Origin of the sequence: Gordonia hirsuta DSM 44140 = NBRC 16056 (assembly GCF_000333015.1) — a bacterium.
Classification (GTDB): domain Bacteria; phylum Actinomycetota; class Actinomycetes; order Mycobacteriales; family Mycobacteriaceae; genus Gordonia; species Gordonia hirsuta.
The window spans coordinates 155674-171214 of the sequence record NZ_BANT01000004.1; the positions used below are offsets into that span (position 1 = coordinate 155674).

Here is a 15541-nt window from a genome sequence, read left to right on the forward strand (position 1 = left end):
AACACCGATACTAGCCGTAAATCCACGCAGTGGGTTATTAGAGTCTGGTCACGTCGGCACTCTGGCCTCAACGATGCGGTAGTGGCGGACACGGTGACGTAGGACCACGGTAGCCAGGACTGTGGCCATCAGAGTTCCGAGCAGAACCCCGCCTTTGGCGTGGTCGAGGTGGTCTGAGACTTCGGGGTATGACAGTTCGCTGATCAGGAGGGAGACGGTGAAGCCGATTCCCGCGAGCTGCGACATTCCCAGGACGTCCATCCACGACAGACTCGGGTCCAGCCGGGCGGGCGTCACGCGTGTTGTCAGCCAAGCGCCGCCCAGGATACCGATGAGCTTGCCGAGCACCAGGCCGGCGACGATACCCAGAGTGACCCGGTCAGTGAGTGCCTGGCCGAATCCGTCGAAACTGACTCCGGCGGCGAACAGGGCGAAGACCGGGAGCGCCAGCCCCATCGCCAGCGGTCTGGTGATTCGCTGCGCTGCGCTACACGGGTCCTCGTACTCGCCTGGCCGCGTCCGAGTTCGCATGAGCAGCCCCATCGCGACACCGGCGACGGTGGCATGGATTCCAGCCGCATGCACCAGCACCCAGATCGTGACCGCCAGGGGCAGGTAGAGACACAAGGCAGAGGTTCTCGTCCGCGGGATCGAACTCTGTTGAAGGCAGCCGAATACCGCGAGCAGGGCCTACGCGAGCACGAGTGGAAGCACCTTGATTCCGTCTGAGTAGAAGGCGGCAATCACGATGATCGCGACAAGGTCGTCGACGACCGCGAGCGTGAGCAGCATCGTCCGCAGGGCAGAGGGAAGTCCACGACCGACGATGGCGAGAACCGCGACGGCGAAAGCCGCATCGGTGGCCATGGGGATACCCCAGCCGGCCGACGACCCGGATTCGCCCGGCGCGGTGACGGCGAAGAAGATAACGGCCGGGATCACCGCGCCGGTTACCGTGGCGACCATCGGCACCAGTGCGGTCCGCGGGTCGCGCAGGACACCGTGCGTGAACTCATGCTTCAGCTCACTACCCACGAGGAAGAAGAAGACGGCGAGCAGACCGTCGGAGGTCCAGGCGTGCAGCGTCAGATGAAGGTCCAGAGAGTCGGGGCCGAAGGAACTGTCACGGAGCGCGGTATAGGCGTCCAACCATGGCGAGTTTGCCCACAGGATCGCAATCAGCGCAGCGCCGATGAGCAGGAATCCTCCGACCACGTCGGACCGCAAGAATTGAGGAATTGTCGTGAGGGCAGCCCTCACGGAAGCAGGTGCAGACACCCGGTGATCTCTTTCGTTCAGAAGGATCGACGTCGGCCACTACACATAAGGAGAGCCGCGCCGACGAATGCTGGAACGGCGAGGCGGGCAGGTCTGGGCAGACCGCGACCTCGTCAGAGATCAGTTGCCCGGAGGGCAACCGGCGATGCTTCCGTGAGCGCAGGTGCCGAACGAACTGAGCCATCCGTTGGTACCCGGGTGCCGATCAGCGCCAGCGAGCAGAACGGGGATTCGGCCCAAGGCATCGTCACTGCCCGCGAGGCGCGGGTGGATCTGCCAGGGAGCGTTCACGCGAACAGAGTACGTCATCACCGACTCACAGGCTGATGCCGCAGTAGAAGTGCTGCCGGTGCCTGACCACCACGCCCTGAAGGGTTTCGGGCCCTTCAGCGGGCTGGAAGTTGATCAAACTTCGCGGATTCGATGGTGTTTTCACTGGTAGAGGCGCCGGATCGCCCCTATCGCTTAGATGGCACTCCGCTGCGGAACTCGACCACGTCTCCGTCGACCATCACGTAGTCCTTGCCCTCCATGCGAACCTTGCCCGCCGCCTTGGCGTCGTTCATCGAACCGGCAGCATCGAGGTCCTCGAAGGAGACGATCTCGGCCTTGATGAAGCCCTTTTCGAAGTCGGTGTGGATCACCCCGGCCGCCTTGGGCGCGGTATCGCCGCGGCGGATAGTCCAGGCGCGGGCCTCCTTCGGTCCGGCCGTCAGGTAGGTCTGCAGGCCCAGGGTGTGGAAGCCGGCGCGGGCGAGCTGGCGCAGACCCGGCTCGTCCTGCCCGATCGAGTCGAGCAGCTCCTGGGCGTCGTCCTCGTCGAGTTCGAGCAGCTCGCTCTCGACCTTGGCATCCAGGAACACGCAGTCGGCCGGGGCGACGGCATCGCGCAGCTGCTGCTTGCGCTCCTCGTCGGTGAGCACCGACTCGTCGGAGTTGAACACGTACAGGAAGGGCTTAGCCGTCAGCAGATGCAGTTCGCGCACACTGCTCAGATCGAAATCTTCTTTGGCCGAGAACAGGGTCTTACCCGAGTCCAGAATCTCCTGGACCGTGCGGGCGGCCTCGAGCGTGCCGACCAGCTCCTTGTTCTTCTTGGCGTCCTTCTCCATCCGCGGCAGCGCCTTCTCCAGGGTCTGGATGTCGGCCAGGATCAGCTCGGTCTCGATCACCTCGATGTCGGCCAGCGGATCGACCCGGCCGTCGACATGCACCACATCGTCGTCACCGAAGACCCGCACCACCTGGCAGATCGCATCGGCTTCACGAATGTTGGCCAAGAACTGGTTGCCCATCCCCTCGCCCTCCGACGCACCCTTGACGATGCCGGCGATGTCGACGAACGAGACCACCGCAGGCAGGATCCGTTCGCTGCCGAAGATCTCGGCCAGCCGGTTCAGGCGCGCATCGGGAAGCTCCACCACACCGATGTTGGGCTCGATGGTGGCGAACGGATAGTTCGCAGCGAGAACATCGTTGCGGGTCAGGGCATTGAACAGAGTGGACTTGCCGACGTTGGGCAGTCCGACGATTCCGAGGGTGAGACTCACGGGTGATGAGTCTATCGCCTGGCCATCAGCCCTGGTGATCGCCCTTGCGTCCGGGGCGCCACCGCGCGAGCACGCCGCCGCCGGCACTTGCGGCCTTCGCCGCTGCTTCGGCGTCCTCCTGCACGATCTTCTCCCCGGCTGCCAGACCGATCCGCTCCAGGACGTACCGGAACAGCACGGTCAGGCACGACGCGGCCGGCACCGCGAGGAAGGCGCCGATGATGCCGAACAGCGCGCCGCCCAGCATCACCGACAGCAGCACGATCACCGCATGCAGTTCCATCGCCTTGGCCTGCAGCCACGGTGACAGGACGTTGCCCTCCAACTGCTGCACGGCCAGGATGACGGCCAGCAGGATCAGCGCCGTCGTCGGACTGTTGGCGACGAGCGCGATCAGCACCGCTAGGGCGCCGGCCACGAAGGCGCCAACGATCGGGATGAAGCCGCCCAGGAAGGTGATGATCATCAGCACACCGGCCAGCGGAACCTTGAGCACCACCAGACCGATACCGATCAGCACCGCATCCACGGCACTGACGACGGCCTGCGTGCGGATGAAGCCGCCCAGGGTGTTCCACATCCGGATGAGCACTTCGCTGATGTGCGAGCCGGCCGGCAGACCGACGGTCCGGTCGATCCAGGGAATGAACTTCGGACCGTCCTTGAGGAAGAAGAACACCAGCACCAGGGTGGTGAATCCGGTCAGCAACACCGAAGTGGCCGCACCGACGCCGCTGAACACGCCCGAGGCGATGGCCGTCGAACTCTTCTGCAGCTTCTCGATGATCGTGTCGACGAACCCGGCCATCTGCTGATCGTCGACGTTGAACGGCGGACCCTGGATCCACTTCTGCACCTCTTTGATGCCGTCGATCGCGTGACCGACCAGTTCCGGGGTCTGGTCGATCACCGACGGCACCACCAGCGCGAGCACCAGGGCGACCAGACCGAAAGCGGCCAGCAGGGAGGCCAGCGCCGCTGCGGCGGCGGGCAGCCCACGGCTCCGCATCCAGCGCACCGGCGGCCAGAGCACCGTCGCGATGATGATCGCCAGGACCACCGGCAGCACGATCACCCACAGCTTGCCCAGGATCCACATCAGGACCCACAGGAACAGCAGCACGATGATGGCCTGCAGGCATACCGTCGCCGAGGAGCGCAGGCCGGTCAGGAAGACCCGCGACCGACTCGGATACGGCTTACCGGTACGCGGATCGGTCATCACCCGTTCGGTGACCGCAGCCAGGTTGTCGGGCACGCCGACGGATTCCTCTTCGGCCAGGTCGATGGCCTCGGCCTCGCCCTCGTCCACCCCGGTCAGGTCACGGAGATCGTCGTCGTCGCTCACGCGGACATATTCACACACCGGCGCCGTCGATGCGACGGTACGCCACGAGGAAATTGTCGGAGGGCCGATGCAGCATGGGGACCATGACCGCCTCCCTGGCCATCACCGCGCTCGTCTGCCTGCTGATCGGCATCGCGATCGGCTGGTTCGCCCACCAGTCCGCCACCCGGTCGGCGGGCGCCGCCACGGCCGCTGCGACCCGTGAACAGTCCGAGTTTCTGGGCGACGAGGTCAACGACATCGTCCAACCGCTGCGGCAGACCCTCGACCAGTTGTCGCAGGAGCTGCGGCGCACCGAGAACAATCGCATCCATGCCTATGCCGGCCTGACCGAGCAGGTACGCGGCATGCAGCAGGCCTCCTACCGCCTGCACGAGCAGACCAGCCGGCTCAGCAGCGCTCTGCACACCCCGCAGGTCCGGGGCCGCTGGGGCGAGGTGCAGCTGGAGCGCATCGTCGAACTGTCAGGCATGTCACGGCACTGCGACTTCACCACCCAGCAGACCACCGGCGACGAGACCGGCTCGCGCCTGCGGCCGGATCTGGTGGTTCACCTGGCCGGGGGCCGCTCGATCGTCGTCGACGCCAAGGCCCCGCTGCAGGCCTACCTGGAGGCCGCCGCGGCCGAACCGTCCCGACCCGGCGGTCCGGCCGCACCCGACGACCGGGCACTGTCGGCCCGGCACGCCCAGGCGGTGCGATCGCATGTGGCGACCCTGTCGAGCAAGGCGTACTGGTCGGCCCAGCCCAGTTCCCCGGAGTTCGTGGTCCTGTTCCTGCCCGGCGACGGCGTTCTGGAGACGGCCACTCGCGCCGACCCAAGCCTGCTCGAGTACGCCTTCGGACGCAATGTGGTCCTGGCTACGCCCAGCACGCTGATCGCGCTGCTGCGCACCGTGGCGCTGGGATGGCGTCAGCATGCGCTCGCCGAGGACGCCGCAGTCATCCACACATTGGGACGCCAGCTGTACCAACGGCTCGACGGAGTGCTCGGCCATCTGGAGAAGACCGGCACCGCGCTGCGCCGGGCGGTCGAGTCGTACAACTCGGCGATCGGGGCGATCGACAGCCGGTTGTCGGTCACCGCCCGACGGCTGGCCGAACTGGAGGCACTGGGCGACTCCGGCGACAGTCGACGAGATCCCCTGACCCCGATCGACGTTCCGGTCCGAGTGCCACCGTCGGCGTGAGGTCGATCACCGAGGCGACACTTCTTGCCGCGCCACGCCCACGCCTGAAGCGCCCCTGCCGACAGAACCGGTACCGTTGACACGTGGCTTCACGCATCCTCAGCAGCACCCCCGTGCCGGCAGACACGCAGAGCGTGCTGCCGCGGATCGCCGGTGTGCCCTGGTGGGGCGCTGTGCTCATCGCGGCGGTGTTCACCTCCGTCGGTGCGACGATCGATGTGCTGGTCAACTCCTCACTCGGCCCCACCTACAACAGTTTCTTCCTGGTCGGCTGCATCTTGGCCGTTCTGGCCGTCCGCCGCCGCGCCCTGTTCACCGCGGCGGTTCAGCCGCCCCTGATCACGGTCTCGATCGGCATGATCTCGCTCTACGCGATGGTGCTTTCGACTAAGGATTCCAGCGCCCCGCAGGGGATGCGCAAGGCCGTGCTGAAGGTGGCACTGCCGTTCTCGAACATGTTCCCGTGGATTCTGGGCACCTTTGTGCTCTGCGTGCTGATCGCGGTGGTCCGCTGGCTGGTGACCCGGTCGATCGCCGTCGCCGACCGTCCACAGCACACATCGCCCCGGTCCGGTGAACGCGGTAAGGCCAAGCCGGCCCGTCCGGCGCCGGCGGCCGGCGACTCGAAGAAGACCGCCCGGGACCAGAAGACAGCCGCCCAGGACAGACGGGGCCGAGGCGCACCCGGCAAGACCAAGCCGGGCAAGATCCAGTCCGGCAAGAGGAAGCCCGGCACCCCCGGGGCCGGCCAGTCCGACTCGGCTCAGCCGCAGCCTGCGCGCAAGAAGACCGCACCGAAGAAGGCCGCACCGAAGAAGGCCGGGGCCACGAGCGCCGGCCGGCCCGCGCCCCGACCGCAGTCGGCGGATCAGGGGCAGCGGCCCGCCCAGAAGCCGGCACCCGCGAAGTCGGCACCCGCGAAGTCGGCATCCCAGAAGCCGGCACCCCGCCAGGCCATGCCCTCGCAGGCCGCACCCCGGCCGCCGGCCGCCCCCGGCACAGAGGGCCCGTCGACCGGTACCGCGCGCCCTGTACGCCGCAGCCCGTCGATCGTCGGGCAGGGCGACCGTCCGGTGCGCCGCGCCGAGCCGCAGGTGATTCCGCCGCGGCCGGATACCGCAGCTCGACCCCGCCGGACCGCCGCACAGCAACTGCGCGAACAGCAGGGCACCGACGACGTCCCCGTCAACCGGCGCGACTGAGTCCGGTTCCTTCGGGGTGTTCCCGGACCGTCAGGTCCGCGGGCCGGTGGCGCTTCAGTCGTTCTTCCGGCTGCCCACCGACGGCTGCGAACCGCTGCCGTCGCGGGGATCGGCACCGATCTCACTGATCCTGGCCAGCTGATCGAAGCGGTTGTTCGCGATCCGCATCACGATCTCGTAGGGCAAGGCGAACTTGCGCGCCCACCAGAAGCCGAATCGGGTATCGAACGAGGTGTATACCATGAACTTGTTGCGCAGCACGCCTTTGCAGATCGCCTGCGCGGCCTGCTCAGGGGTCACCGCGATCCGGTGAAAGCCGCCGATCTGCTTCTGGATCACCGGATTACTGCGGTCCAGGCCGCTGATTTCGACGGTGTCGACCAGCGGCGTGGACACCGCACCCGGGCACACCAGACAGACGCCGATGCCGTGGCGGCGCAGATCAAACCGCAGAACCTCCGAGATACCCCGCAGCCCGAACTTGCTGGCGCTGTAGGCCGCATGCCAGGGCAGAGCGAGCAGCCCTGCCGCCGAAGAGACGTTGACCAGCTGGCCGCCGTCGCCGCGCCGGACCATCGGCGGGACGAAGCACTCGATGATGTGGATCGGCCCCATCAGGTTCACATCGACCATCCGCCGCCACTGCCGGTGCTCGAGCTTCTCCACCGGACCCCACGCCGAGACGCCGGCGATGTTCATGACCACGTCCATGACCCCCACCTCGGCCTCGACCTCGCGGGCGAAGGCGGCGACCCACTCGTAGTCGGAGATCTCACCGGGCCGGTGGTAGAGGATGTGGCCACCACGCCCGTTGATCTCGGCGACCACCTGATCCAGCGCGCCGGTCTGCACATCGGTGAGCACCAACTGACCACCCTGCGCCGCGACCGCCTCGGCGGTCGCCCGGCCGATCCCGCTGGCCGCACCGGTGATCAATACCTTGCGGCCGGCGAAGCTCGGTACCGGAACCGGCACGTAGAACAGCTCACGGATGGTCTTCAGACTCGGCAGATTCAGGCCCATGCCTCGACAGTAACGCGTTCTGCAGAGCTGTGGCAGGTCAGATCGGCAGCTTGCCGCCGAAGAGCGTGTACACCACCGCGAGCATCGCTTTGAGAACCTGCGCCGAGACGTCGGCCCCCTGTGCCAGCAGCAGCGCCTGCGCCTCTTCCAGGCTCGTGGCACCAGCCAGTTCCTCGATCAGCGGGCCGACCGCGGCCAGGGCCGCCAGGTCCTCCAGTTCCGAACCATCCACCTGCGGATCGGCTTCCCCGGGAGCCAGCGGCACCGGGGCGGGCGCCGGGGCGGTGGCCAGGTAGCTCTTGATCCCGTTGGTGATCGCCAGCGCATAGGCGGACGAGCCCTTGGCCTCCGACAGGTTCTTGGCGTCCTCCGGATTCGACAGGTTGCCCATCTCCACGAAGACGGCCGGCACCCGGGTCAGATTCACTGCCGCGATGTCCGAGCGGGTCTGAATACCGTCTTTGACTCCGGCGTAGTTGGCCGGCTTGAAACCGGCCCGCTTGAAGGCATCCCGCATGGCTTCGCTGGCTTTGCGGCCGTTGCCGGCCTGCACTGAGGCCACCGTGGCATCGGGTACCGGCAGGGACGGCACGATCATGTGGAATCCGGATTTGCCTCGGTCGGCGCCGACACTGGTGGAGTCGGCATGCAGACTCACCGCGACATCGGCTTTGGACCGGTTGGCCGCCTCGGCACGCTCGTCGACGCAGCCGCCCCAGCCGGTGTCGTCGGCACGGCTCATCACCACGCGCGCACCCTGCGATTCCAGACCGGCCTTCACCAGCTGGGCGATGTCCCAGTTGATGGTGTGTTCCTTCTTGCCGGTGACGGCGGTGGCGCCGGTGGTCTGGCAGTCCTTGGTGCCGCCGCGCCCGTCGGGAACCTGCTTGGTCAGACGGTTGCCGTCGGCCGAACCCTGGTGCCCGGGGTCGAGAAAGACGGTCCGGCCGGTGAGGGAGCCGGCAGCGGGGGCCTCGCTGTTCGGCTCGGCTGCCACCGGTGCGGCCACCAGCGTGCCGGCCGTCACGGCCAGCGCCGCCCCGACACCGATCCACCGGCGGACCGAGCCGCCGTGGGTGCGGACACGACGAACACTTGCTGCAGACATTCACTAACCCCTTAGATCACCAGAAGTCACACTGGTCACTTCTGTACCAAGTGAACCAGCGACGGGTAAGCAGAGGCAACCCGGTTCCCGTCGCAGCCGGGGAATCGTTAGCGCCTCGTGATCGTCAGGACTCTGCGGCCAGGTATCTGGTCAGGTGCAAGATCCCGTTCTCATCGGCCGGGTCGGCCGGTTCGAGAACCTGCTCGAGGGCGGTGCGGGCGGCCGGCACATCCAGACCGGCGCCGATGAGCACCAGGCTGGTGGCCGGTTGCCCGTCCGGCCAGTCGCGGGTGCCGACATGGATGAAGCCGCCGACTCCGTGGACCTCGTAGGCATATCGGCGATGTCCGGGAAGGTCGACGAAGGCCAGTCCCTTGCACCGGTAGGTCCCCGCCGGCGGGCGCTCGAGCAGGGCCGCCAGCCGTCGCGGATCCACCGGCCCGGGCCGGCTCACGGCCACCGATTCGAAGGCCTCGTGCAGATGGTCGTGGTCGTGCACATCCTCGTCGTCGAACAGCTCCCCGATGGTGAGCTGGCGGGGCAGCTCCTGCGCCGCCTCCCGCGCTCCGTCGGCCAGCAGCGCCGGATCCACGGTGCCGCGCACCACGGTCAGGATCGGCGCGGTCGGATTCACCTCGCCGACACGGGCACGGACCCGCTCCCGGATCTGCTCACCGGCCAGATCGATCTTGTTGCACACCACCAGATCGGCAACCGCCAGATGTTCGGCGACCACGGGGTGCTCGGCCAGGGTCCGCTCCAGCGCGGGCGTATCGACCACGTACACCAGCCCGCCGTAGGCCACGGCGGCATCACGGGCGGCCAGCACCATCCGGATCAGCGCCTTGGGTTCGGCGATACCGCTGGCCTCGATCACGATGGCGTCGACGCCGGAGACTGCCAAGCCGGCCAGCGCCTCGGTCAGGCCTTCGGCGTCGGTGGTGCAGCAGATACAGCCGTTGGCCAGATTCAAGGTTCCCGCCGATTGTCCGGCGACCAGTAACGCGTCGATGTTCACCGACCCGAAATCGTTCACCAGAACCCCGAACCGACGGCCACCGGAATTGCGCAGCAGATGGTTGAGCACCGTCGTCTTTCCGGCACCGAGAAAGCCCGCCAGAATGATGACGGGAACCGCGGGACGACTCATCCCGAAACCGGTCGGCACCCGGTGCAGAGAACCGCCAGTTCCCGCCCGAGCTCATCGGGATGATTGGCGATCCGGTTGGTGGGCGCGGCACACTCCGAGCACTTCCCAATCACCTGCGCGCGGTCGGAGAAGTCCACACTCATCCGGCTGTCGAACACATACAGCGACCCCTCCCAGAGGCCGTCGTCGCCGAAAACCTGTCCGTATCGGACGATGCCGCCGTCGAGTTGATAGACCTCACGGAATCCCCGATTACGCAGCAATGCACTGAGTACTTCACAGCGCACACCACCGGTGCAATAGGTGATCAGCGGCCGGTCCTTGTACGCATCGAAGGCACCGCTGTCGATCAACGGCAGAAAATCGCGCGTGGTCTCCACCGGCGGAATCACCGCCCCGGAGAATCGCCCGATCTGCGCTTCGATCGCATTGCGGCCGTCGAAGAAGACCACCTCGTCACCCCGCTCGGCGACGAGTCGGGCGTCGACCGACACCTCCCCGGGCACACCGAAGGTGACGATCTCGGGCCGGACCTTGACACTGAGCCGGGGAAAATCGTCGCCGAGCCCTTCCGACCACTTGATATCGGCGCCGGCGAAAGCCGGGTAGGTTCGTAGCGTCCGGACATAGCGTTTGACCTCGGGCAGATCCCCGCCCACGGTCGCATTGATGCCGTGCGGTGAGACAATGATCCTGCCCCGCAGGCCGAGCGACTCACACACAGCCAGCTGCCATAGCCGGATCGCATCCGGGTCCGGAAGCGGTGTGAACACGTAGAACAGCACGATTTTGGGAGTGGCCACAGTGCAAGCGTACGGATTTCTCCGGCGAGCGCCGATTCGGCGACTGGCCACCGGACTGATCGCGGCGACCCTGCTGGCCGCCACCGCAGGCTGCGGACTGCTCGACCAGTCTTCGAGCAGCCCCGCAGCGATCGAGATCCCCGGTACCGACGCCCCGGTCACCGAGACCTCACCGGCCTCCCTGCCGGCCCCGTCGCCGGAGTCGTCGGCGCCGGCGTCGCGGTCGTACACCGTGGCCGAAGCCGACAGCTACCGGAAGGTGATCGGCGATGCGCCCCGCGTGGGTCTGGGCGCCTTCCACATCGGCGCCACCACCGCCACCGGCGAACGGATGGACGACGTCTCCGGCGTCCACTTCTCCACTCCCGACCGGGCCATCCGCTGCTCCACCGGCAATAACGGCGCCAATGCACTCGTCTGCGCCGGAGAGCGCATCGACGGCCGCAAGACGCCGGCTCCCCATAGTCCCGACGGCTGCGCATGGGAATCACATCTGGCCGTGCTGAGTGGTTCCGGCGCCGCCGCCGGTGGATGCGCAAACCTTTATCCGGTTCTCTTTCGGACCCATATCCTCGAGTTCGGGTCGGCACTGTCCGCCGGAAGTTTCTCCTGCCTCAGTGACGTCTCGGGCTTGTACTGTCTCGATTCTGGTTCGGCCGCCGGTTTCGCACTGACCCGCACCGGATATCAGCCGATTCACGCCGACCAACAGGCCGCCGATGCACTGCTGAGCAAATCGGGCCGATAATCGCTGTTCGGCAGCATTTCGCTGCCTTGTCTCCTCTCGAGGAATCCTTGTAGACTCACCCACATACATGCATCCTGCAAATATCGGACAAACCATCAATAGCGAAGGGCATTTCATGGCAAAGGTCACCAAGATCCAGATCGTGGACGACATCGACGGCGCCGAACTGGACGATTACGAGACCGTCCGCTGGAGCCTGGACGGTAAGAATTACGAATTCGACACCTCCCCCGCCCATGCCGCCGAATTCCGTGAACTCCTGGACCGGTACCAGAAGGTTTCCCGCACCATCAGCAGCCGGCCGGTCCGGCGGGCCGCCGCCAAGGCCGGCGACACCCGTGCGATCCGCGCCTGGGCCACCGAGAACGGTTTCGCCGTGAGCGACCGCGGACGCATCCCCGCCGATGTGGTCGCCGCGTACGAGGCTGCCCACTGAGGCCGACCCAGCGCTGACTTCCGGGCCCGGAACGCCGCATCGCCTGCGACTCCTCGTCTGCACGGCCGCGGCGCTCCGGGCTCCGCCGTTTCCGGCGCCCGCGGGCGCCGATCCGGCCGAATCGACCGCTCGCGGTACGAATTGCCGCCGCTGGCACACCGGGATATCGTCGCGGCGATGAGCGCCCCGCAGCGCTCCGCTCGCCGGTACTACTTGATTTTCGTTCGGCCGGTCCGAACGCGGCACGCGGAGGTGACGACATGGACGGTCGAAGTCGACAGTCGATGGGCGGCGCCGCATACTCCCGCGCTCTCGCCCTGACCAAGTAGCAATTCTTCACGCCCGCCTCTGCGCGGTCGTTCCCTCTTCCGCAGGACCGTCTCCTCACCGCCCCCGGCCGCCGACGCCGATCGGGCCCGGCCGACGCGCGGTGGAACCCGCCGTCTATCCGGTGCCACCGCCGTCTCGCCGTGCCGCCGGCCGATGAGCTGGGCAGACGTCCGCCTGCGCCGCTTCATGGAAGAAGTCGCTGTGTACCGCAACGAAATCGAATCTCTAGCCGTCCTGGGCCGCATCCCCACCCTCGCCGAACGTATCGACGACGATCCCGCGTGCGATCTGGCCGCCTGGCGCACCGAGATCCGCGGCCGCAACAATCGCTCCGAGCAGGCAGTCGACCTGTCCGGCAATCAGTCCCGCGCTCTGGTCGCCGCACACACCCTGTCCGAATTGGACGAGCTGTTCGCGGCGATCCGCAACAGTGCCGGCGCCCGCCTGCTCCGCCGTGTCGACCCGGCCGCCGCCGCGGCGCTGTCGACGATGACCCCGTCGACAGCCGGCCGGATCCTGCGCCAGATGGGCAGCCGGCAGGAGGCCGTGCTGGCCGCCATGAGCGGGCCGCGGCGAACCGAACTGGAAACGCTGCTGACCTACCCGGCCGAATCGGTGGGCGCGCACATGACACTGTCCCTGCTGGCGATGCCGGCCACCGGCACCGCACACGAGGCGGTGGAGATGATGCGCGGGGCGGGTCCGCACACCGAATCGGCCCACTACGTGCACCTGCTGGGTCCGGGCGGCGAACTCGTCGGCGTGGCCGGGGCGCGCGATGTGATGTTGAGCCCGTCCGACACCGAGCTGGGCACCCTGGCCGGCGGGGACATCGTCAGTATCGACGCCTTCGAGGACCAGGAGGTGCTCGTCGGTGTCTTCGCCGAGTATCCGTACGCCTCGATTCCGGTGATCGCCGACGGACGGCTGGTCGGCGTGGTCACCGCCGAGCGTGCCGCCGAGATCCAGGCGACCGAGACCACCGAGGACTTCCGGCGTATGGGCGCGGTCGGCGGTCTCCCGATGTCCCTGCGCGATGCCGGTGTCTGGGCGCTGTACCGGTCCCGGGTGGGCTGGCTGGTTCTGCTGGTCTTCGGCAACATCTTCTCCGGTGCCGGGATCGCGCACTACGAGGATCTGATCGCCGCGACGGTGTCCCTGGTCTTCTTCCTGCCGCTGCTGATCGACTCCGGAGGCAACGCCGGTTCGCAGTCCTCGACGCTGATGGTCCGCGCCCTGGCGATCGGCGACGTCAGGATGCGCGACTGGGGCAAGCTGCTGGGCCGTGAGGTGCTCGTGGCCCTGCTGCTCGGCGTGTCGATGGCCGCGGCGGTCTCCCTGCTGGGGCTGGCCCGCGGTGGCACCGAAGTGGCGCTGGTCGTGTCGCTCTCGGTGATCCTGATCGTGGTGGTCGGCGCCGTGATCGGCATGTCCCTGCCGTTCCTGCTGACGAAGCTGAAGCTGGATCCCGCGAGCGCTTCGGCACCGCTGATCACCAGCATCTGCGACGGTGTCGGCGTGCTGATCTACTTCTTCATCGCCTCGCAGATCATGCTGTGACTCTGCCGGCCGGCCTCCCACTCGCGCGCGGTGATTTTTATTCGCCGCCGCAGCCGCCGGAGGCATTAACGTCAGACCTCATGCCCTCCCATCGTCTCCGGAGGCGCCTGCCGGCGCTGATCCTGGTCGCCTTCGCCGTCCTGGCCCTGGCCGCCTGCGGCTCGTCGTCCTCCGGGGACGACGGGCTGTGCGCCCCGCCCGGTCTGCAGAGCGCCACGGCCGCCCCGGCGAATCTGAACACCGATGAGCAGACCACCGACCAGTTCACCACCGCCGCGACGGTGCCTCTGGCACAGGTCGACGTCTCGGCGTTGCGGCTGGCCAAACCCGGCACCCTGACGGTCGGGACACTCTCGGATGCCCCGCCGAGCATCTGCCTCAACTCCGCCGGCGTCTACACCGGCTTCGACAACGAACTGCTCAAGGCGGTCGCCGACCGGCTCGGTCTACAGATCGAGTTCGTCGGCACCGAATTCTCCGGACTGCTGTCCCAGGTGGCCAATCGCCGCTTCGACGTGGCCTCGTCGTCGATCACCACCACCGAGGATCGCCGCAAAACGGTCGGCTTCACCAACGGCTACGATTTCGGATATTTCTCGCTGGTCGGCGCCCAGAACGGTGCCGTGGACGGCTTCGCTCAACTCGGTCCGGCACACCGGATAGGCGTCGTGCAGGGCACCGTCCAGGATGATTTCGTCACCCACACGCTGAACCTGGATCCGGTCAAGTTCCCCGACTACGCCACCGCCTACGCCAACCTGCGCAACGGACAGATCGATGTCTGGGTGGCCCCCAGCCAGCAGGCCGACGGGGCCATCGCCGACGGGGACGGAATGGCGATCCTGGAGGACACCTTCAGCGTCAACAACTTCGTCGGGTGGGCCACCCCGCTGGGTGATCAGCCCCTGATCGACGCCCTCAACGCCGGCCTGGACGCGGTGATCGCCGACGGCACCTGGGCCCGCTTGTACAGCGACTGGGTGCCGCGCGAACTGCCGCCGGGCTGGAAGCCGGGGTCCCGTGCCGCACCGGCCCCGACTCTGCCGGACTTCCGGGAGATCGCCGCCGCGCATGCGACCGATCCGCAGTCGCCCGCCGTGGCCGCCAAAGGCACCCTGGCTCAGCTGAAGGACACCTTCTTCAACTGGGAGCTGTACCGCAAGGCCTTCCCCGAACTGCTCACGACCGGCTTACCCAACACCATCATCCTGGCGCTGGCCTCCGGGGTGATCGGCACCATCGCCGGCATGCTGCTGGCCGTGGCCGGCCTCTCCCGGACCCGCTGGCTGCGCTGGCCGGCCCGGATCTACACCGACGTCTTCCGTGGTCTGCCCGCCGTCGTGGTGATCCTGATCATCGGGCTGGGGATCGGGCCGGTGGTCAAGAACTTCACCGGCGGCAATCCGTACTGGCTCGGCGCACTGGCGCTGGCGCTGCTGGCCGCGGCGTATATCGGCGAGATCTTCCGCTCGGGAATCCAGAGTGTGGAGGCCGGGCAGCTCGAGGCCGCCCGCGCCCTGGGCTTTCCCTACCGGCAGTCGATGGCGCTGGTGGTGATTCCGCAGGGCGTACGGCGCGTGCTGCCGGCCTTGATGAACCAGTTCATCGTGCTGATCAAAGACTCGTCGCTGATCTACTTCCTCGGGCTACTGGCCAGCCAGCGAGAACTGTTCGCCGTCGGCCGCGACCTGAACGCGCAGACCGGCAACCTCTCCCCGCTGGTGGCCGCGGGCCTGGTCTATCTCCTGTTGACGGTTCCGCTGACCCATCTGGTCAACTACATCGACACGCGGCTGCGCACCGGAAAGGCCTGAG

The 15541-nt window shown here is 67.3% G+C and carries 12 protein-coding genes and 1 pseudogene; 6 read left to right on the forward strand and 7 right to left on the reverse strand.

What is annotated here, in order from left to right; translation table 11 throughout:
- Positions 1-48: 48 nt before the first annotated feature.
- The 3 genes and pseudogenes from nhaA to GOHSU_RS02290 form a co-directional block, all read right to left on the reverse strand.
- Positions 49-1278 (reverse strand): annotated as a pseudogene (nhaA, locus tag GOHSU_RS17140) (Na+/H+ antiporter NhaA).
- A gap of 458 nt (positions 1279-1736) precedes the next feature.
- The gene (ychF, locus tag GOHSU_RS02285; protein ID WP_005936175.1) at positions 1737-2828 is read right to left on the reverse strand and encodes a redox-regulated ATPase YchF; all 1092 of its coding nucleotides are present in this window, start codon (positions 2826-2828) and stop codon (positions 1737-1739) included.
- A gap of 25 nt (positions 2829-2853) precedes the next feature.
- Positions 2854-4050, reverse strand: coding sequence for an AI-2E family transporter (locus tag GOHSU_RS02290; protein ID WP_081597699.1), 1197 nt, complete (start codon positions 4048-4050; stop codon positions 2854-2856).
- A gap of 200 nt (positions 4051-4250) precedes the next feature.
- Here GOHSU_RS02290 and GOHSU_RS02295 point away from each other — a divergent pair, with 200 nt between their 5' ends.
- Both GOHSU_RS02295 and GOHSU_RS16175 read left to right on the forward strand, forming a co-directional pair.
- Positions 4251-5366, forward strand: coding sequence for a DNA recombination protein RmuC (locus GOHSU_RS02295; RefSeq protein ID WP_005936179.1), 1116 nt, complete (start codon positions 4251-4253; stop codon positions 5364-5366).
- Positions 5367-5449: 83 nt separating this feature from the next.
- The gene (locus GOHSU_RS16175) at positions 5450-6568 is read left to right on the forward strand and encodes a DUF6542 domain-containing protein (RefSeq protein ID WP_005936182.1); all 1119 of its coding nucleotides are present in this window, start codon (positions 5450-5452) and stop codon (positions 6566-6568) included.
- A 54-nt stretch (positions 6569-6622) separates the two neighbouring features.
- Here the strand turns inward: GOHSU_RS16175 and GOHSU_RS02305 are convergent, their stop codons facing one another.
- From GOHSU_RS02305 to trhO, 4 genes are all read right to left on the reverse strand, one after another.
- Positions 6623-7591 (reverse strand): SDR family oxidoreductase, encoded by a 969-nt coding sequence (locus GOHSU_RS02305; RefSeq protein WP_005936185.1) that lies wholly within the window; start codon positions 7589-7591, stop codon positions 6623-6625.
- A 37-nt stretch (positions 7592-7628) separates the two neighbouring features.
- Entirely contained in the window at positions 7629-8699 is a 1071-nt protein-coding gene (locus GOHSU_RS02310; protein ID WP_005936188.1) for an N-acetylmuramoyl-L-alanine amidase, read from the reverse strand.
- Positions 8700-8823: 124 nt separating this feature from the next.
- Complete coding sequence (locus GOHSU_RS02315; RefSeq protein WP_005936191.1) at positions 8824-9849, reverse strand: CobW family GTP-binding protein; 1026 nt, start codon at positions 9847-9849, stop codon at positions 8824-8826.
- Positions 9846-10652, reverse strand: a complete 807-nt coding sequence (gene trhO / locus GOHSU_RS02320; protein ID WP_005936195.1) for an oxygen-dependent tRNA uridine(34) hydroxylase TrhO — start codon at positions 10650-10652, stop codon at positions 9846-9848. Before trhO ends, GOHSU_RS02315 begins: the two co-directional genes overlap by 4 nt.
- Here trhO and GOHSU_RS02325 point away from each other — a divergent pair.
- The 4 genes from GOHSU_RS02325 to GOHSU_RS02340 all read left to right on the forward strand — a co-directional run bounded on the left by GOHSU_RS02325 (position 10645) and on the right by GOHSU_RS02340 (position 15540).
- The gene (locus tag GOHSU_RS02325) at positions 10645-11400 is read left to right on the forward strand and encodes a hypothetical protein (RefSeq protein ID WP_024332730.1); all 756 of its coding nucleotides are present in this window, start codon (positions 10645-10647) and stop codon (positions 11398-11400) included. The genes trhO and GOHSU_RS02325 overlap by 8 nt on opposite strands.
- Positions 11401-11515: 115 nt before the next feature.
- The gene (locus tag GOHSU_RS02330) at positions 11516-11836 is read left to right on the forward strand and encodes a histone-like nucleoid-structuring protein Lsr2 (protein WP_005936200.1); all 321 of its coding nucleotides are present in this window, start codon (positions 11516-11518) and stop codon (positions 11834-11836) included.
- A gap of 531 nt (positions 11837-12367) precedes the next feature.
- On the forward strand, positions 12368-13726 hold the full coding sequence (gene mgtE, locus GOHSU_RS02335) for a magnesium transporter (protein WP_005936202.1): 1359 nt from the start codon (positions 12368-12370) through the stop codon (positions 13724-13726).
- Between the two features lie 80 nt (positions 13727-13806).
- Positions 13807-15540 (forward strand): ABC transporter substrate-binding protein/permease, encoded by a 1734-nt coding sequence (locus tag GOHSU_RS02340; protein WP_005936205.1) that lies wholly within the window; start codon positions 13807-13809, stop codon positions 15538-15540.
- Position 15541 lies beyond the last annotated feature (1 nt).